The following is an 18940-nucleotide window of genomic DNA, read 5'->3' as shown; positions in this document are numbered from 1 at the left end:
ACGGGATACTGGGATCATGGCCAACGGCGGGTCCGTCTGCGGGCCGATATCGAGCTACTCCCGGGTGCAGATCCTGCACCTGCTCTTCGAAGCGGGAAGCGCGAAGGCGCGCGCCGAACTCAGCATCGCTGAGCTGTGCGAGGCCACGGGTCTGCATCCCAACACGGTCCGCGAGCACCTGCAGCGGCTGATCGAAGGCGGCCACGTCATCCCGACCGTCGAGCACCGCACGACGCGGGGGCGACCGCGCACCCTCTACCGGGCCGCCACAGGCGCGCCGGGGGCATCCAGCCCGGTGGCGCGCGACAAGGCGAAGGCGGCTGCACGTCGGGGCGACCTGATGCGCAGCATGATCCCCGACGCCGGGTCAGGGCTCGGCCGCGATGCCACGTATCAGCTCGACGCGCTCGTGGAGCACCTGGAGGAGAGCGGCTTCGAGCCCCTGATCGACGACGGCAGCCTCACGATCGACCTCAGCCCGTGTCCGCATGCGGCCAGCCGGTCCGAGGACCGCCCGATGCTGTGCCGCGTGCATCTCGAGCTCATGCAGAGCGTGCTGAACGAGGCCGGCGGACCACTCGAAGCCGAGTGCGTCCGCGACGCCGTCCTCGCATCGGACTGCACCGTCCAGCTGCGCGACGCCACGGCGCGGATGGCCGAGGGAACGACGCTGCGGCGTCCCGGCACGGGGCAACAGCCTCACAGAACAGGAGTAGCGCATGGAATGGCTTGATCCGCTCGCTCTCGCCCGATGGCAATTCGGGCTGACGACCGTCTACCACTACCTGTTCGTTCCGCTGACGATCGGCATGGCCCTGGTGGCCGCGATCTTCCAGACCGCGTGGGTGCGCACCGGCAAGGTCCAGTACCTGCACCTGACCCGCTTCTTCGGCAAGATCTTCCTGATCAACTTCGCCATGGGCGTCGTCACCGGCATCGTGCAGGAGTTCCAGTTCGGCATGAACTGGTCGGACTACTCCCGCTTCGTCGGCGACGTGTTCGGCGCCCCGCTCGCGTTCGAGGGCCTGCTCGCGTTCTTCTTCGAGGCGACGTTCATCGGACTGTGGATCTTCGGCTGGGACAAGCTCCCGCAGAAGCTCCACCTCGCCACGATCTGGTGCGTCTCGATCGGCAGCATCCTCTCGGCGTACTTCATCATCGCGGCCAACGCGTTCATGCAGAACCCCGTCGGCTACACCTTCAACGAGGCGACCAACCGCGCCGAGCTGACCGACTTCTGGGCGCTGCTGACCAACCCCGTCGCTCTCGCCGCCTTCCCGCACACGATCTTCGGCGCGTTCATGTTCGCCGCCGGTGTCGTCATCTCGGTCTCGGCCTGGCACCTCTCGCGCGGCCAGCACTTCGACACCATGCGCATCTCGCTCAAGTTCGGGCTGTGGGCGATGATCGTCTCCACCGCGGGCGTCGTGCTCACGGGAGACCAGCTCGGACTCGCGATGTACGCCGCGCAGCCGATGAAGATGGCGGCAGCGGAGGCGACGTTCAACACGGTCTGCGGACCGGACGCCTCGTTCAGCCTCTTCACGCTCGGCACACCGGACGGCAGCTCCGAACTGTTCTCGATCCGAGTGCCGTATCTGCTGTCGCTGCTGTCGACGCACACCCTCGACGCCTGCGTGCACGGCATCAACGACCTGAATGCCGAGTACGCCCAGACGTACGCCGCCACGGGACTCGAGGACTTCGCCCCGGTCCTGTGGATCACGTACTGGGCGTTCCGCTGGATGATCGGCCTCGGCATCGCCGCCGCGCTCGTCGCCGTCGTCGGCCTGTGGCTCACCCGCAAGGGCGCCAAGAAGCCCCCGGCGCAGTGGATGTGGAAGCTCGCGATCTGGTCGTTCCCGCTCGCGCTCGCCGCCAACATCATGGGCTGGGTCTTCACCGAGATGGGCAGACAGCCCTGGATCGTGTTCGGGTTGATGACCACCCAGGACGGTGTCTCGCCGGGAGTCAGCGGCCTCGAGGTGCTGATCTCGCTGATCTCGTTCACGGCGATCTACGCGGCGCTCGCCGTCGTCGAGATCCGCCTCATCATCCGGGCCGCGCAGAAGGGACCGGACACCGACGAGCAACCGCACGAGGAGACGGCCCAGCTGCCGTCGGTCGTCTACTGAGAGGGAGGAGCATCATGGATCTCGCAACACTCTGGTTCTTCATCGTCGCCTTCTTCTTCGTGGGCTACTTCGTACTCGACGGGTTCGACTTCGGTGTGGGCATGTCGCTGCCGTTCCTCGGCAAGGACGACGTCTCGCGCCGCCAGGTCATCAATACGATCGGCCCGGTCTGGGATCTCAACGAGACCTGGGTCATCGTCGCCGGCGCCGTGCTGTTCGCGTCGTTCCCCGAGTGGTACGCGACGTTGTTCAGCGGCTTCTACCTGCCGCTGCTGCTGATCCTGCTCGCGCTGATCCTGCGCGGCGTCTCGTTCGAGTACCGGCACCAGCGCGACAGCGCGAAGTGGAAAGCGGGCTTCGACCGGATGATCGTGATCGGCTCGGTCGTCCCGGCGCTGCTGTGGGGCGTCGCCTTCGGCAACATCGTGCAGGGCGTCGCGATCGACGAGAACCACATCTACGTCGGAGGCTTCTTCGCGCTGCTGAACCCGTACGCCCTGCTGGTCGGCGTCACCACGCTGCTGCTGTTCTTCCTGCACGGCGTGCTGTTCGTCGCACTCAAGACCGACGGTCAGGTGCATGAAGACGCGCGGCGCCTGGCGAAGAGGGCGGCCATCCCCACGATCCTCGTCGCGGCGGCCACGGTGATCTGGACGGTCATGATCGCGATGGGGCGCGAGGCTCCGCTGCTCTGGCTCGTCATCGGCGCCGGTGCGCTCGCGGCGGTCAGTCTCATCGCAGCAGTCGGGTTCTCGCTCGCTCGGCGCGACGGCTGGGCGTTCTTCTCCGGCATGCTCACGGTGCTGTTCGCCGTGGTGATGCTGTTCGCCGCCCTGTTCCCGTTCGTGATGCCGTCGACGATCGACCCGGCCTACAGCCTCACGATCGCGAATGCGTCGAGCACTCCGTATACGCTGCAGATCATGAGCTGGACCGCCTTGATCGCGATGCCGCTCGTGCTCGCGTACCAGGCGTGGACGTACTGGGTGTTCCGCAAGCGCGTCACCCGCAAGTCCATCGAGGGGGCTCCGGCGCACGCGTGAAACCCGTCGATCCGAGACTGCTGCGATACGCGGGTGCCGCGAGGGGGTTCCTCGCGGCATCCGCGTTGATCGGCGTCGTCCAGACGGCGGTCGTGATCGTCTTCGCCTGGCTGCTGACGGATGCCGTCACCGGGGCGATCGCGGGGCGTGATGTCTCGGCATCCCTGCTCTGGCTGCTGCTCACGGCACTGCTGCGCGGGCTGCTGATCGCCGCCTCGGATGCCGCGGGGACGCGGGCTGCCGCGAAGACGGGGATGCAACTGCGCTCGGCCCTGATCTCGGCGGTCGGGCGACTGGGACCGGGGTGGCTCGCACAGCGGAACCAGACCGAGCTCGCCGTGACCGCGGGGCATGGACTGGAAGCCCTCGACGGGTACTTCGCCCGCTACATCCCGCAGCTCGTGCTGACCGTGATCGCGACGCCGGTGCTGGTCGCGGTGATGTGGTGGCAGGACTGGCCGAGCGGGCTGACCGCGATCATCACCCTGCCGCTGATCCCGCTGTTCCTCATCCTGATCGGGATGGCGACCCGCACGGTGCAGACCCGGCAGTGGCAGACGCTGCAGCGCCTCGCCGCCCGCTTCGCCGACACGGTGCAGGGACTGTCGACGCTGCGGCTGTTCGGGCGTGAGCGACGCGCTGCCGACCGCATCGAGGTCACCGCCGACGAGTATCGCCGCGAGACCATGAAGGTGCTGCGGTTCTCGTTCCTGTCCGGCTTCGCGATGGAGCTGCTGGCCTCGCTCGCGGTCGCGCTCATCGCGGTGTCGGTCGGGTTCCGGCTGCTGTCCGGCGACCTGACGCTCGAGGTCGGGCTGTTCGTGCTGCTGCTCGCACCCGAGGCGTTCCTGCCGATCCGACAGGTGGGGGTGCAGTTCCACGCGGCCGCCGAGGGTGTGGCGGCGACAGAGGACGTGTTCGAGGTGCTCGACGCGGCGCGGGCCCGGGTGCAGATGCAGGACGGTTCCACGGATGCAGGAGGAATCGCCGAAGAATCGCCCGACATCCGTGAATCGATCCTGCAAGTGGGACCGGCGGGAGCAGCGGGACCGGCGGATGCGGGAGCCCTCGTGGTCGAAGGGCTGCGCGTGCGGGGTCTGCCGCCGGTGTCGTTCACCGCCGCGCCGGGGACGATCACGCTGATCGAGGGGCAGAGCGGCGTGGGGAAGTCGTCGCTGCTCGCGGCTCTCCGGGGAGCAGCCGACTTCGACGGGGCGGCCGCCTTCGCCGGGAGCGACGTTCGCGAGCTCTCCCCGGCGGCGTGGCTCGCCTGGGCTGGGCAGACTCCGGGGCTGATGCGGGGGACGGTCGCCGCGAACGTCGCGCTCGGCGACGCGGAACCGGATGCCGACCGCGTCCGTGTGGCGCTCGACGCCGCCTGCGCCGAGGGCATCGACCCCGCCCTCGAGCTCGGCGTGCAGGGCAGTGGTCTGTCGGGAGGCCAGGCGCAGCGGATCGCTGTCGCCAGAGCGCTCTACCGGCAGTCGTCCGACCCGAGCCGGGTGCTCGCACTCGATGAGCCCTCGAGTGCTCTCGACCCCGACACCGAGGGGCGGCTCTGGCGGTCGCTGCGCGCGCGAGCGGATGCCGGGGCGACCGTCCTCCTGGTGTCGCACCGTCGGACCGCGCGGGACATCGCCGATCACATCGTGACGCTGGGGGTGAACGCATGAGCGGGTCGACACGTCGCGAACGGATCCGCGGCGTCCTGAAGCTCGCGCAGCCGCCGATCGGACGCTTCCTCCCCGGACTGGTCTGGGGAGTGCTGTCGGCTGCCGCCGCTGTGAGCCTGCTGGCGGTCAGCGGCTGGCTCATCGTGAGCGCCTCCATCGTCGACTCGCTCGTCCCGCTGTCGATCGCGGTCGTCGGCGTGCGGTTCTTCGCGGTGTCCCGCGCCGTCACCCGCTATCTCGAGCGGCTGAGCGGCCACGATGCGGCGCTGCGCCAACTCGCCTCGACGCGGGCCGACATGGTGCGGAGACTGACACCGCTCTCTCCGGCCGGTCTCGGCTCGACGGATCGCGGACAGATGCTCACGGCGCTCGTGGACGATGTCGAGAACCTGCAGAACCTGCCGCTGCGTGTGGTGCAGCCGCTCGGGGTCGCCGCGGTCGTGGCGGTCGGGGCCGTGGGCTTCATCGCATTCGTCTCGCCGCCGGCCGCCCTCACGCTGGCGGTGTGCCTGGTGGCCGCTGCGGCTGCGGCGATCGGACTCGGCTGGGTGTTCGGCTCGCGTGCCGAACAGCTCGTGTCCGTGCGACGGGCCGAGCTCTCGGCCGCGCTCGTCGACTACTTCGGCAGCCTCGACGTGCTCCTGGCTTACGGCGCCGAGGCGAAGGCGCGCGAGCGGATCGCGGCAGCCGACGCCGCATTGCGACGCGTCGTCGACCGTGCCTCGTTCGCGCAGGCCATCGCCGCCGGCGTCGTCTCCGCGGTCGCCGGGGCGTCATCCGTCTGGGCGCTCGCCGCTGCCGCGCCCGGGCTGACCGACGGTTCGATCGACGGACCCTGGTTGGCCGTGGCGGTGCTCGTGCCGATGGTGGTGTTCGAGATCTTCGGCGCGGTTCCGGTGGCCGCGGCGTCGTGGCGGAGCGTCCGCTCGAGCGCGGAGCGCATCGTCGACACGCTGCCGGAGCGGATGCCCGATGAGCTGCGGCCCGACGCGGGCGACGACGTCGAGCTCGCCGGCACGCCGACGATCCGGATGCGCGGCGTTCGCGCGAACTGGCCCGGCGGTGACCCTGCGCTCACGGGGGTCGACCTCGATCTGCAGCCAGGAGAGCGGGTGCTGGTGGCAGGGCCGAGTGGGGCGGGGAAGAGCTCGCTGGCGGCCGTCCTCGTCGGCTTCCTCCGCGTGCAGGGCGAGTACCTGATCGACGGGCAGGACGCAGCGGAGATGTCGGGGCCGGCGCTGCGTCGAACCGTCGGCCTCTGCGAGCAGAGCCCCCAGCTGTTCGATGAGGACATCCGCCAAAACCTGCTCTTCGCGCGCGACACGGCGACCGACGATGAACTGTACGCCGTGCTCGACCGGGTCGGTCTCGGTGAGTGGGCGCGGGAGCGCGGCGGTCTCGACGCCCGGGTCGGCGACCGGGGCGCGCTCGTGTCGGGCGGTCAGGCGCAGCGCATCGCCCTCGCCCGCGCCCTGCTGCGTGGGTTCCCCGTGCTGGTGCTCGACGAGCCGACCGCGGGGGTCGACCCTGATGCTTCCGATGCGCTGCTGCGCGACCTGCTCGAGGCGGCGGGGGAGCAGTCGGTGCTGTTGATCTCGCACGTGGCCCCGCCCGCAGGAACGGTCGACCGCGTGGTGCGCCTCGACGGCGGCCGCACGGTCTGAGTCGAGACGCCGACGTGACGACCGATGCGGGTCGTCTCGGCGTGACGAGACCCCGAATTAAAACGGTTCGGTCCGCGACCTGATCCGACGCCATCCGCGATACTGGATGTAACACGTTACATGCGTGTTCTGAAGGGATCGTGCACGTGAAATCCGGGGAAGCACTCGCCAAGGACCTGTCCAACTGGAATCCGGAAGACGACGCCACGTGGGACAGATCCCTCGCCTGGCGCACCCTCTGGATCACGACCTACTCGCTGTTGCTCGGCTTCGCGACCTGGTACCTGGTCAGCGCGATCGCCCCGCGGCTGAACGCCATCGGCTTCGACCTCGACCAGGGGCAGCTCTACTGGCTGGCGGCGATCCCCGGTCTGGCCGGCGGTCTCCTCCGCTTCGCTTTCATGTTCCTCCCGCCCATCGTGGGCACCAGGGCGCTCGTGGGATGGAGCTCGCTCCTTCTCGCCCTCCCCATGCTCGGGTGGACGCTCGCGGTGCGCGACACGTCGACTCCCTATGCCGTGCTCCTGGCATTGGCCTTCGCAGCGGGGATCGGCGGCGGCGTCTTCTCGGGCTACATGCCGTCGACCAGCTACTTCTTCCCGAAGCGGATGCAGGGCACGGCGCTCGGTCTTCAGGCCGGCATCGGCAACTTCGGCATCGGCGTCGTCCAGGTGCTGGTGCCGTGGGTGATCGGTTTCGGGCTCCTCGGCACCTGGTTCCTCGACCCGCAGTCGACGGTCGACGGCGGCGCGAACATGTGGCTGCACAACGGCGGTCTCGTCCTGATCCCGTGGGCGGTGCTGGCGAGCATCCTCGCCTTCGTCTTCCTCCGGCGCGTCCCCGTGCAGGCGAACTTCCGGGAGCAGCTCGACATCTTCCGCCTGAAGCACACGTGGATCATGACCGCGATCTACATGATGACCTTCGGTGCCTATGCGGGGCTCGCGGCGCAGATGGGGCTCATCATCGTCAACGTCTACGGCGGGTTCGAGAACGCCCCCGATCCGCTCGCCTACATGTGGATCGGTCCGGCACTCGGGGCCCTCGTGCGCGCGGTCGCCGGCCCACTGTGCGACCGATTCGGCGGGGCGCCGTTCACGTTCATCTCGGGCATCGGCATGACCGCCGGGACCATCATCACGCTGTTCTTCCTCGCGCCGACGGACGTGAACGGGTTCTGGGGATTCATGGCCGGAATGATCACGATCTTCTTCTTCGCCGGTCTGGGCAATGCGGGAACGTTCAAGCAGATGCCGATGCTGTTCCCGAAACGTCAGGCGGGCGGCGTCGTCGGCTTCACCTCCGCGGTCGCGGCCTTCGGACCGTTCATCGTCGGGATGTCGTTGTCGGCCGTCGCCCCGTTCGCGTTCTTCGTGATCTGCGGGGTCTGGTGCCTGTTCTGCACGGCGCTGACCTGGTACTACTACGCGCGTCCGGGCGCGCCCGCCAAGAGCTGACCGCACGATCTGAGAGTTGCGCCATGACACCGACCACGCATGACATCCATCCGGCCACCGATGGTCCCCTCGCCGACGCGCTGCTCGGCATGGGGCGCTTCCTCCGACGCGGCGAGGTCTCGCAAGACCTCCGGTCGCTCTTCCTCGAGGGCGGCCGCTCCGGCGACGTGTTCTACCGCGACCGGTGGGCGCACGACAAGGTGGTCCGCTCCACCCACGGTGTCAACTGCACCGGCTCCTGCTCGTGGAAGGTGTACGTCAAAGACGGCATCATCACGTGGGAGGCGCAGCAGACCGACTACCCCTCGGTCGGCCCCGATTCGCCGGAGTACGAGCCGCGGGGCTGTCCGCGCGGCGCGGCCTTCAGCTGGTACACCTACTCGCCGACCCGCGTGCGCTATCCCTACATCCGCGACACGCTCGCCGAACTGTATCGGGCGGCGAAGGCGCAGCACGGCGACCCCGTGACGGCGTGGGCGTCGATCGTCGAAGACCCCGAAGCCGCGCGCTCGTACAAGAGCGCGCGCGGCAAGGGCGGACTGGTGCGCACCACCTGGGACGAGGCGCTCGAGATCGCGGCGGCGGCCCATGTGCACACCGTCAAGACCTACGGCCCCGACCGGGTCGCGGGTTTCTCGCCGATTCCGGCGATGTCGATGGTGTCGCACGGCGCCGGAGCCCGTTTCCTCAATCTGCTCGGCGGGTCCATCCTCTCGTTCTACGACTGGTACGCGGATCTGCCCGTCGCGAGCCCCCAGGTCTTCGGCGACCAGACCGACGTGCCCGAGTCCGCCGACTGGTGGAACGCGGGCTACCTGATCATGTGGGGTTCGAACGTGCCGGTCACGCGAACGCCGGATGCGCACTTCATGGCCGAGGCCCGCTACCGCGGCCAGAAGGTCGTCACCGTCTCGCCCGACTACACCGACAACACCAAGTTCGCCGACGAGTGGGTCGCTCCGCACCCCGGCACGGATGCGGCATTGGCGCTCGCGATGGGGCATGTCATCCTGACCGAGCACTTCGTGCAGAAGCGCACCGAACGCTTCGAGGACTACATGCGCCGGTTCACGGATGCTCCGTATCTGGTGACGCTCGAGCGCCACGGCGACCGTCTCGTCGCGGGCAAGTTCCTGACCGCGAGCGACCTGGGTGGCGCGGAAGCCGCCGCCGTTCGCGCGGACTTCAAGACCGTGCTCCTCGACGAGCACGGCGACGCCGTCGTGCCGAACGGGTCGCTCGGACACCGGTTCACGCCCGAGGACGAGGGCAAGTGGAACCTCGACCTCGAGGGCGTCGAACCTCCGCTCTCCATCGCCGACCTCGCGTCGTGGGATGGAGCGGCCGCCGAGGTCGCCCTTCCTCGGTTCGACCTCCCGCCCGAGGCCGGCGCCGAGCACGCCGGCGGTTCCGGCGTCGTGGTCCGGGGCGTGCCGACCCGCGAAGTCGCCGGCACGCTCGTGACGACCGTGTTCGACCTCATGCTCGCGCAGTACGGTGTCGGTCGCGAAGGCATCCCCGGCCAGTGGCCCACGGGCTACGACGACCCGACGTCGCCGGGTACGCCGGCATGGCAGGAGGAGATCACCGCGGTGCCCGCCGAGCAGGCGATGCGCATCGGTCGGGAATTCGCCGACAACGCCGAGCGCTCCGGCGGCCGATCCATGATCCTGATGGGTGCCGGGACGAACCACTGGTTCCACTCCGACACGATCTACCGCACGTTCCTGGCGCTGACGACGATGACGGGCTGTCAGGGTGTCAACGGCGGGGGATGGGCGCACTACGTCGGTCAGGAGAAGGTGCGGCCGATCACGGGGTACTCGCAGTACGCGACCGCCGGTGACTGGAACCGTCCGCCGCGTCAGATGATCGGCACGGCCTTCTGGTACCTGGCGACCGATCAGTGGCGCTACGACGGACTGCCCGCGGATCAGCTCTCCTCGCCGCTCGCCCGCGGGGCTTTCGCCGGCCGCACGACCGCCGACTGCCTGGTCGAGTCGGTCAAGCGCGGATGGATGCCGAGCTACCCGACCTTCTCCCGCAATCCGCTCGACCTGTGCGACGAGGCCGAAGCCGCGGGCAAGGAGCCCGCGCAGCACATCGTCGACTCGCTGACCGACGGATCACTGCACTACGCCGTCGAAGACCCGGACGCACCGGAGAACTTCCCCCGCGTCGTATCGGTGTGGCGGGCCAACATCCTCGGGTCGTCGGGCAAGGGCAATGAGTACTTCCTCAAGCACCTGCTCGGAACGGACTCGGCCATCCGTGCTTCCGAGACGGAGGAAGGCTCTCGTCCGCGCGACATCGTGTGGCGGGAGGACGCACCGGTCGGCAAGCTCGATCTGCTCATGACGGCCGACTTCCGCATGACCTCGACGACGCTGTTCTCCGACCTCGTCTTCCCCGCGGCGACCTGGTATGAGAAGTACGACCTGTCGTCGACCGACATGCACCCGTTCCTGCACTCGTTCAACCCGGCCATCAACCCGCCGTGGCAGACGAAGACGGACTACGACCTGTTCGGCGAGCTCGCCGAGCGATTCAGTGAGCTCTGTGAGGGGCATCTGGGTGTGCGGCGCGACATCGTGGCCTCCCCGCTGCAGCACGACACCCCCGACGTGATGGCGTACGCGCACGGCGTGGTCCCGCAGGACGCGCCTCTCGTCCCCGGCGTGACGATGACGAAGCTCATCCCCGTCGAACGCGACTACCCCGCCCTCGCGGCGCGCTGGAAATCGCTCGGCCCGCTCACGGCCAAGCTGGGCATGACGACGAAGGCGATCACCTATCGGCCCGACAAGGAGATCGCGTCACTGGCGCAGTCCAACGGGGTGTTCCCGTCCGGGCCGGCCGCCGGACGTGTGAGGCTCGACACGGATAAGCGCGTGTGCGAGATGATCCTGGCGTTCTCCGGAACGAGCAACGGCCGGCTGGCGGTGCAGGGGTTCCGCGAACTCGAGAAGCGCACCGGCCAGCAGATGGCCTTCCTCGCCGAAGAAGAAGAGGGCAAGCGCATCACCTTCGCCGACGTGCAGGTGCAGCCACGGAGCGTGATCACCTCGCCGGAGTGGTCCGGATCGGAGCACGGCGGGCGGCGCTACACGGCCTTCGCGATCAACGTCGAGCATCTGAAGCCGTGGCACACCCTGACCGGGCGCCAGCACTTCTATCTCGATCACGACTGGATGGAGGAGCTCGGAGAGAACCTGCCGACGTTCCGTCCTCCGCTGGACATGCACCGGCTGTTCGACGATCCGAAGGTCGGCGCGACCGGGCCCAGCACCCAACGAGGTGCAACGGGCCAGGCCGAGGTCGCGGTGCGGTATCTGACTCCGCACTCCAAGTGGTCCATCCACTCGGAGTACCAGGACAACCTCTTCATGCTGTCGCTGTCGCGCGGCGGACCCACCATCTGGATGAGTCCGCAGGATGCCGACAAGATCGGCGTGCGCGACAACGACTGGATCGAGTCGTACAACCGCAACGGCGTTGTCGTCGCGCGGGCGAACGTCTCGCACCGGATGCCGGAGGGCACGGTGTACATGTACCACGCGAAGGACCGCACGGTGGATGTGCCGATCGCCGAGACGAGCGGCCAGCGCGGAGGGATCCACAACTCCCTCACGCGAATTCTGCTCAAGCCCAGCCATCTGATCGGGGGCTACGCGCAGTTGGCCTGGGCGTTCAACTACCTCGGCCCGACGGGGAACCAGCGAGACGAGATCACGACGATCCGCCGTCGTGACCAGGAGGTCGAGTACTGATGAAGGTCATGGCGCAGATGTCGATGGTGATGAACCTCGACAAGTGCATCGGATGTCACACCTGCTCGGTCACGTGCAAGCAGGCCTGGACCAATCGCACCGGTGTGGAATACGTCTGGTTCAACAACGTCGAGACCCGTCCCGGCGTCGGCTACCCGCGCAGCTACGAGGATCAGGAGCGCTGGGGTGGCGGATGGACGCGCACTAAGCGCGGGCGGCTCAAGCTGCGCAGCGGCGGGCGTCTGGCGAAGCTGGCTCGCATCTTCTCCAACCCGAAGCTCCCCGAGATCCACGACTACTACGAGCCGTGGACCTACGACTACGACATGCTCATCAACGCGCCGAAGGGTGCGCAGGTGCCGGTCGCTCGGCCGAAGAGCCTCCTCACCGGCGAGAACATGAAGATCTCGTGGTCGGCGAACTGGGACGACGACCTCGGTGGCTCGATGGAGACCATGCAGGACGACCCGATCCTCCAGAAGATGAGCGAGCAGGTCGAGGCGGAGTTCTCCAAGGCGTTCATGTTCTACCTGCCGCGTATCTGCGAGCACTGCCTCAACCCATCGTGCGTCGCCTCCTGCCCCTCGGGCGCGATGTACAAGCGTGCGGAAGACGGGATCGTCCTCGTCGACCAGGACCAGTGCCGCGGATGGCGCATGTGCGTGTCCGGTTGCCCGTACAAGAAGGTCTACTTCAACCACAAGACGGGCAAGGCCGAGAAATGCACGATGTGCTACCCGCGCATCGAGGTCGGTTTGCCCACCGTGTGCTCCGAGACCTGCGTGGGACGGCTTCGATACCTCGGCTTGGTGCTCTACGACGCCGACCGCGTGGCGGAGGCGGCGAGCGTGGAAGACGACAAGGCGCTCCTCGCGGCGCAGCGCAGCATCCTTCTCGACCCGAACGATCCGGCCGTGATCGAGCAGGCGCGGCGAGACGGCATTCAGGAGGACTGGATCGAGGCCGCCCAGCGCAGTCCGATCTGGCGGCTGATCCAGGAGTACGAGGTGGCGCTGCCGCTGCACCCCGAGTACCGCACGATGCCGATGGTCTGGTACATCCCGCCGCTCTCGCCCGTCGTGGACGTGATCTCGGGTTCCGGCAACGACGGTGAAGACGCGCGCACCCTGTTCGCGGCGATCGACAAGCTCCGGATCCCGCTCGGCTACCTCGCCGAGCTCTTCAGCGCGGGGGAGAGGGGGCCAGTCGAGCATGCGCTCCGTCGGCTCGCGGCGATGCGCTCCTACATGCGCGGGGTCAGCATCGACGATGTGCGCGATGAGCGCATCGCCAAGGCGGTCGGGATGACGGGCGAAGAGGTCGAGGCCATGTACCGCCTGCTGGCAATCGCGAAGTACGAGGATCGATACGTCATCCCCTCGGCCCATGCGGAGCAGGCGCACTCGCTCGAGGAGATGGCCTGCTCGCTCGACTTCGACGGTGGCCCCGGCATGGGCGGGGCAGGGCCGTTCGGACTCTCCAGCGGGCAATCCGTTCCGGTCGCCGTGGAGAACTTCCACATGCTGGCCGATCGGCAGAGTGCGGACCGGCCGTCGACGCCCGGCCGCGTCAACCTCCTCAACTGGGACGGCAACGGCGGCACGGATGGGCTGTTCCCTCCGCAGTCGACAGGGCCGGTGCGGACGACGGGCCCGACAGATCCCCAGGGGGACGATTCATGAGCACGATCCTGCCGCGGGTGACTCCGCGACGTGAGCTGCCGACGGAACTCGATCCGCTGGTGCTCTCCGCCGACCGGCGCGCGGCCGCGCACATGATCGCCTCGCTGCTGCTCGACTACCCCGACGACGCCTGGTACGCCCGGCTTCCGCTCCTCCAGGAGCGTGCGGCCGATCTACCCGGGCCGATCGCGGAAGCGCTGACGGGATTCATCGCGGCCGCGACGACCGCGGGGACGACCGAGTGGCAGCGACGGTATGTCGTCACGTTCGACCTCAAACGCAAGTGCAGCCTCTACCTGAGCTACTACGCCACGGGGGACACCCGCAAGCGGGGGACGGCACTCGTGACCTTCCTCGAGGCCTACCGCGCGGCGGGGTGGGAATTCGACGCGCAGGAGCTGCCGGACTATCTGCCGGCCGTGCTGGAGTTCTCGGCCCTGAGCGACTCACCGATCGCGGAGGCGCTGATCGCCTCGCACCGGGAGGGGATCGAAGTGCTGCGGGCCGCCCTCGAGGCGATGGACAGCGAGTGGGCAGCGGTGGTGCGTGCGATCACGCTCTCGCTTCCTCCCGTCGACGCCCGCACCCGGGAGCGATTCCTCGCGCTCGTGAGCGAAGGGCCTCCCACCGAGACCGTCGGGCTGAGCTTCCTCGGCAACCTCGCACCGTTCGCTCCGGTGTCGCAGCGAGGAGAGTCATGAACGCGGCCGGCTTCATCCTGTGGGTGGCGATCCCGTACGCCGCGATCGCCGTCTTCATCGTCGGCCATATCTGGCGGTACCGGTACGACAAGTTCGGCTGGACGACGCGTTCGAGCCAGACCTACGAGAACCGGCTTCTCCGCTGGGGATCTCCGATGTTCCACCTGGGCATCCTCATGGTCATCGCGGGACACGTCGTCGGTCTTCTCGTCCCGCGCGAATGGCTCTACGCGATCGGCATCTCCGAGGAGATCTACCACCTCGGCGCGACGTCGCTCGGAACGATCGCCGCGATCCTGACTCTCGCCGGGCTCGCGATCCTCATCTACCGGCGGCGGACCGTCGGGCCCGTCTTCCTCGCCACCACGGCGATGGACAAGGTGATGTACGTGTTCCTCGGGGCGACGCTCGGCTTCGGCACCCTCGCGACGGTGGTGTTCCAGGTGTTCGGCTCCGGCTTCCACTATCGCGAGACGATCTCGCCCTGGATTCGGTCGATCCTCTTCTTCCAGCCTCAGCCGGAACTCATGGCCGACGTGCCCCTGCTCTTCCAGATCCACGTCGTCACGGCTTTCGCGCTCTTCGCTCTCTGGCCGTTCACGCGTCTCGTGCACGTGTTCTCGGCGCCGGTCGGGTACCTGTTCCGCCCCTACATCGTGTACCGGTCCCGCGACGATCAGCGCGGTGCGCGGCAGGTGCGCCGCGGCTGGGACCCCGTGCAGGCACCGGATCCCGACAAGCTCCGCAAGCTCTAGGCCTCGGAAGGGATCACCGCTGTGTCTGTTGCCCCGCGTCCGGGTGCTGGGAGCGTCCTGACGCTCTCCACCATCGCGTTCACGCTGATGTTCGCCGTCTGGCTGATGTTCGGCATCCTCGGCATCCCGATCCGAGACGAGTTCGGGCTGTCCGATGTGCAGCTCTCGTGGCTCACCGCGGTCGCGGTGCTCAACGGGTCGATCTGGCGGCTGCCCGCGGGCATCATCACCGACCGGTTCGGTGGGCGTCGTGTCTTCGCCGTCATGCTGCTGATGGCCGCGGTGCCGACGTTCCTCGTCTCATTCGCACACGACTACGGGGTGCTCCTCGTGCTCGCGTTCTTCGTCGGCATCGCGGGGAATTCGTTCAGTGCCGGCGTCTCGTGGAACAACGCCTGGTGGCCCGATGCGCGAAAGGGCTTCGCCCTCGGCGTGTTCGGTGCCGGCAACGTCGGGGCGTCGGCGACGAAGCTCATCGGCCCGGGGCTCATCGCGGCGACGGCCGGCTCCACCTACCTCGGCTGGATCGTCGGCGGATGGCGTCTCGTGCCCGTGCTGTACGCCGCGCTCCTGGTGATCATGGCGGTGCTGGTGTGGTTCCTCGCGCCCCGTCCCGATCTGCTCCCAGGGCAAGGGCGGTCGCTGCGCTCGCAACTGCGACCGCTGAAGCATCTGCGCGTCTGGCGCTTCAGCCTCTACTACGTGGTCGTCTTCGGCGCGTACGTCGCCCTCTCGGCCTGGCTTCCGCTGTACTACGTCGACAACTACGGGCTGGATCTGGCGGTGGCGGCACTCCTGACGGCGAGCTTCATCTTCCCGGCATCCTTGCTTCGTCCGCTGGGCGGCTGGTTCTCCGATCGCTTCGGGGCGCGGCGGGTCATGTACGCGACCTTCACCGTGATGCTGGCGGTGCTCTTCTTTCTGTCGCTGCCCTCGGGGCACCTGGTCGTGCAGACCGTCGACGGGTCGGCGACGGCGCTGCCGTTCACGATGCCGCTTGCGGCCTTCGCGTCGTTGGTCTTCGTGCTCGGATGCGCGATGGGGGTGGGCAAGGCCGCCGTGTACAAGCACATTCCCGACTACTTCCCCGCCGATGTCGGCTCCGTCGGCGGGCTCGTGGGCATGCTCGGTGGGCTCGGCGGGTTCGTCCTTCCGCCGGTCTTCGCCTACACGCTGGCCCTGACGGGGCTTCCGACCAGCACCTTCGCCATCCTCTTCGTCTTGACCGCGGCATGCGCGGTGTGGATGCACCTGACGGTGTGGCGGATGCTGCACACTCATGCCCCGCAGCTCGCGGGCCGACTCGAGTCCGGGGAACTCGCCGGATGAGTCGGCGTACTCTCGGAACACGATCAGTCCATCCAGGAAAGGAGCGGGCATGAGCGCGATCCCGGTGCAGATCGGCCGTCGCGTTCCCGTCGCGCCCGAGATGCGCGCCGATGGCCCCCTGGTCGACACGCATGGCCGCGTCCACCGCGACCTCCGGATCTCGCTCACCGATCGCTGTTCGTTGCGCTGCACCTACTGCATGCCCGAGCAGGGGAACGAATGGCTCGCACGGGAGTCGATCCTCTCGGTCGACGAGATCGTGCAGGTCGCCCGCGTCGCCGCCGCTGCCGGTATCACCACGTTCCGCCTCACGGGTGGGGAGCCGTTGCTTCGACGCGACATCGTCGAGGTCGTGCGACGCCTCAGCGCGATCGAGTCGATCGACGGGCCGGTGCAGGTGGCGATGACGACGAACGGCATCCGTCTCGACGACGCGCTGGACGACCTGATCGCGGCGGGGCTGCACCGCCTCAACATCTCGATCGACACCGTGCGGCCGGAGCGGTTCGCCGCACTGACCCGACGAGATCGATTCGAGGATGTGCGCCGCGGCATCGAAGCGGCCGCCGCATCGGACCTGCGCCCTCTCAAGTTGAACGCGGTCGCCATGCGCGGTGTGAACGACGACGAGCTCTGCGACCTGGTCGACTTCGCGATCGCGCACGGTGCCGAGATGCGCTTCATCGAGCAGATGCCACTCGACGCGGGGCATGAGTGGGATCGCGGCACGATGGTGACGCGAGACGAGATCCTCGCCGCGCTCGCGCAGCGGTGGCAGCTGTCCGAGATGCCGGGCCGAGGGGGTGCGCCGGCCGAGCGGTGGCTGCTGGACGGCGAGCACACGGTCGGCGTGATCGCGTCGGTCACCGCTCCGTTCTGCGGAGACTGCGACCGCCTGCGGCTCACGGCCGACGGACAGTTGCGCAACTGCCTGTTCTCCGCCGATGAGTTCGACCTCCTCCCGGTGCTGCGTGGGGATCGACTCTCGGACGGCGACTCCGATGCGGCGATCGATGCCGTGCTCCGCGGATGCGTGTGGGCGAAGCTGCCCGGTCACGCCATCAACGACCCCTCATTCCTGCAGCCCGCACGCGGGATGAACGCGATCGGCGGCTGATCGCCTGAGGGGGAGCCCGGATCGGCCGGACGCTCAGCGTGCCGAATCGGCGACGGCCGCGGCGAAAGGGGTCGCCGGGGAGGTGAGCACTTCAGCGACGGCGGCATCCTGAACGATGCGCCCGGCCTGCACGATCACCAGCCGCTCCGCGAGAGCCTGGGCGTCGAGGATGCCGTGCGAGACGAGGATCGTCGTGGTGGCTCCGCGCTGTTCGCGCACGACCTCGCGCAGCTGGGCCGCGGCCTCGACGTCGAGCGAGGTGAACGGCTCATCGAGCAGCAGCAGTCGCGGCGAGGCGGCGAGGGCTCGCGCGAGGGCGATGCGCTGGCGCTGCCCGCCGGAGAGCTCATCGGGCCGCCGATCGCCATACCCGGCGAGGCCGATGCGGCCCAGCCACTCGGTGGCGCGCCGGGTGGACTCCTCTCGGGTGCGTCCGGCGGCCCGGGCGGCGAAGGCGATGTTCTGCGCAGCGGTCATGTGCGGAAACAGCAGGGCGTCCTGCCCGAGCAGGCCGATCGCGCGGCGCGACGGCGGCGTGTGCTGCCGCGGCCCGGAGAGGCGGAGCCCGTCGAGGTCGACGTGCCCCGCGTCGAGCCGCACGAGTCCCGCGATCGCCTCGAGGAGAGAGGTCTTGCCGGCACCGCTCGGGCCCATGATCGCGACGAACTCGCCCGCGGCGACGCGGAGTGCGGCATCGAGCCCCGCATGTCGCACGACGACGTGAGCGTCGAGGGATGCGGCCTCGGAGCCGACGTCGCCGGTCATCGGAGGGCCCCCGGCCGCCACGCCCGCACGAGCAGCAGCACGGCGACGGCAGTCCCCAGCAGCAGGATCGACAGGGCCACCGCCGTCTCGCGGCCCGCACCGGCGCCGTTGAAGGCGGTATAGATCGCGAGCGGCATCGTCTGCGTCACTCCGGGGGCGTTGCCGGCGAACAGGGCCGTGGCCCCGAACTCGCCGATGGCGCGGGCGAAGCAGAGGATCACCCCGACCACGATGCCGGGCGCGGCGAGGGGCAGCGTCACCCGCCACAGCACCGTGCTCGGCGAGGCCCCGAGCGTGGCAGCCGTGCGCTCGTATCGGCTTCCCGTGCTGCGGATCGTCCCCTCGACCGCGAGCACCAGGAACGGCAGCGCCACGAACGCCTGCGCGAGCACCACGGCCGCCGGCGTGAACGGGATGCCGGTGCCGAACCACGCGGCGATGAGGCCCCCGAGCGGACTGGAGCGGCCGAGGAGGAACAGCAGAGCCACCCCGCCCACCATCGGCGGGAGCACGAGCGGCACCGCGACGAGAGCCCGCAGCAGGGCGGAGGTGCGCGGCCCCGAGCGGGCGATGAGAAGGGCGAGCGGCAGGCCGAGCACGATGCACAGCGCGGTGGCGGCGAGTCCGGTGGTGAGTGAGAGGCGGAGGGCATCCAGTGCCACCGTCGAGGTGATGTCGGTCCAGAAGGTCGACCAGGATGCGCGCGTGAGCAGGGCGACCAGCGGCAGCGCGAGCAGGAGGATGCCGAGCACGGCGGGCGCGACGAGGAGGAAGGGGGGTGCCGCTCCCGTGTCGACCCGTCGCATCCTCGTCGTGCTCGTCCTCGTCATGCTCCGCCTCGCGGGCCGA

Annotated in this window: 14 protein-coding genes; 12 read left to right on the top strand and 2 right to left on the bottom strand. The window is 68.8% G+C overall.

What is annotated here, in order from left to right; all coding sequences use genetic code 11:
• The first annotated feature begins 16 nt into the window (after positions 1-16).
• The 12 genes from BQ2383_RS04460 to moaA all read left to right on the top strand — a co-directional run bounded on the left by BQ2383_RS04460 (position 17) and on the right by moaA (position 17326).
• Positions 17-733, top strand: a complete 717-nt coding sequence (locus BQ2383_RS04460; protein WP_091030156.1) for an ArsR family transcriptional regulator — start codon at positions 17-19, stop codon at positions 731-733.
• Positions 720-2135, top strand: coding sequence for a cytochrome ubiquinol oxidase subunit I (locus BQ2383_RS04455; RefSeq protein WP_091030153.1), 1416 nt, complete (start codon positions 720-722; stop codon positions 2133-2135). Before BQ2383_RS04460 ends, BQ2383_RS04455 begins: the two co-directional genes overlap by 14 nt.
• Positions 2136-2149: 14 nt before the next feature.
• Positions 2150-3178, top strand: coding sequence for a cytochrome d ubiquinol oxidase subunit II (cydB, locus tag BQ2383_RS04450; RefSeq protein WP_091030149.1), 1029 nt, complete (start codon positions 2150-2152; stop codon positions 3176-3178).
• Positions 3175-4851 carry a thiol reductant ABC exporter subunit CydD gene (gene cydD / locus BQ2383_RS04445; protein WP_091030147.1) on the top strand — a complete coding sequence of 559 codons (1677 nt, stop codon included), beginning with the start codon at positions 3175-3177 and terminating at the stop codon, positions 4849-4851. The genes cydB and cydD overlap by 4 nt, the downstream gene beginning before the upstream one ends.
• Positions 4848-6515, top strand: a complete 1668-nt coding sequence (cydC, locus tag BQ2383_RS04440; protein ID WP_091030144.1) for a thiol reductant ABC exporter subunit CydC — start codon at positions 4848-4850, stop codon at positions 6513-6515. Before cydD ends, cydC begins: the two co-directional genes overlap by 4 nt.
• Positions 6516-6661: 146 nt before the next feature.
• Positions 6662-7972, top strand: a complete 1311-nt coding sequence (locus BQ2383_RS04435; protein WP_091030254.1) for an MFS transporter — start codon at positions 6662-6664, stop codon at positions 7970-7972.
• Positions 7973-7995: 23 nt separating this feature from the next.
• On the top strand, positions 7996-11742 hold the full coding sequence (locus BQ2383_RS04430; protein ID WP_091030141.1) for a nitrate reductase subunit alpha: 3747 nt from the start codon (positions 7996-7998) through the stop codon (positions 11740-11742).
• Positions 11742-13424, top strand: a complete 1683-nt coding sequence (gene narH / locus BQ2383_RS04425; protein WP_091030139.1) for a nitrate reductase subunit beta — start codon at positions 11742-11744, stop codon at positions 13422-13424. Before BQ2383_RS04430 ends, narH begins: the two co-directional genes overlap by 1 nt.
• Positions 13421-14125, top strand: coding sequence for a nitrate reductase molybdenum cofactor assembly chaperone (gene narJ, locus BQ2383_RS04420; RefSeq protein WP_091030136.1), 705 nt, complete (start codon positions 13421-13423; stop codon positions 14123-14125). Before narH ends, narJ begins: the two co-directional genes overlap by 4 nt.
• Entirely contained in the window at positions 14122-14880 is a 759-nt protein-coding gene (narI, locus tag BQ2383_RS04415) for a respiratory nitrate reductase subunit gamma (RefSeq protein WP_091030133.1), read from the top strand. Before narJ ends, narI begins: the two co-directional genes overlap by 4 nt.
• A 21-nt stretch (positions 14881-14901) precedes the next feature.
• Positions 14902-16209, top strand: coding sequence for an MFS transporter (locus BQ2383_RS04410; protein WP_244175889.1), 1308 nt, complete (start codon positions 14902-14904; stop codon positions 16207-16209).
• A gap of 49 nt (positions 16210-16258) precedes the next feature.
• On the top strand, positions 16259-17326 hold the full coding sequence (moaA, locus tag BQ2383_RS04405) for a GTP 3',8-cyclase MoaA (protein WP_091030131.1): 1068 nt from the start codon (positions 16259-16261) through the stop codon (positions 17324-17326).
• 33 nt (positions 17327-17359) lie between these two features.
• Here moaA and BQ2383_RS04400 read toward each other — a convergent pair whose 3' ends face one another.
• Together BQ2383_RS04400 and BQ2383_RS04395 are read right to left on the bottom strand one after the other, a co-directional pair.
• Entirely contained in the window at positions 17360-18091 is a 732-nt protein-coding gene (locus BQ2383_RS04400) for a sulfate/molybdate ABC transporter ATP-binding protein (RefSeq protein ID WP_140403300.1), read from the bottom strand.
• The gene (locus BQ2383_RS04395) at positions 18088-18921 is read right to left on the bottom strand and encodes an ABC transporter permease (RefSeq protein ID WP_432206333.1); all 834 of its coding nucleotides are present in this window, start codon (positions 18919-18921) and stop codon (positions 18088-18090) included. Before BQ2383_RS04395 ends, BQ2383_RS04400 begins: the two co-directional genes overlap by 4 nt.
• Between the last annotated feature and the right edge of the window lie 19 nt (positions 18922-18940).

Origin of the sequence: Microbacterium oxydans (genome assembly GCF_900095745.1) — a bacterium.
Lineage (GTDB): Bacteria > Actinomycetota > Actinomycetes > Actinomycetales > Microbacteriaceae > Microbacterium > Microbacterium oxydans_B.
This window is presented reverse-complemented; position numbering and strand designations above follow the sequence as displayed.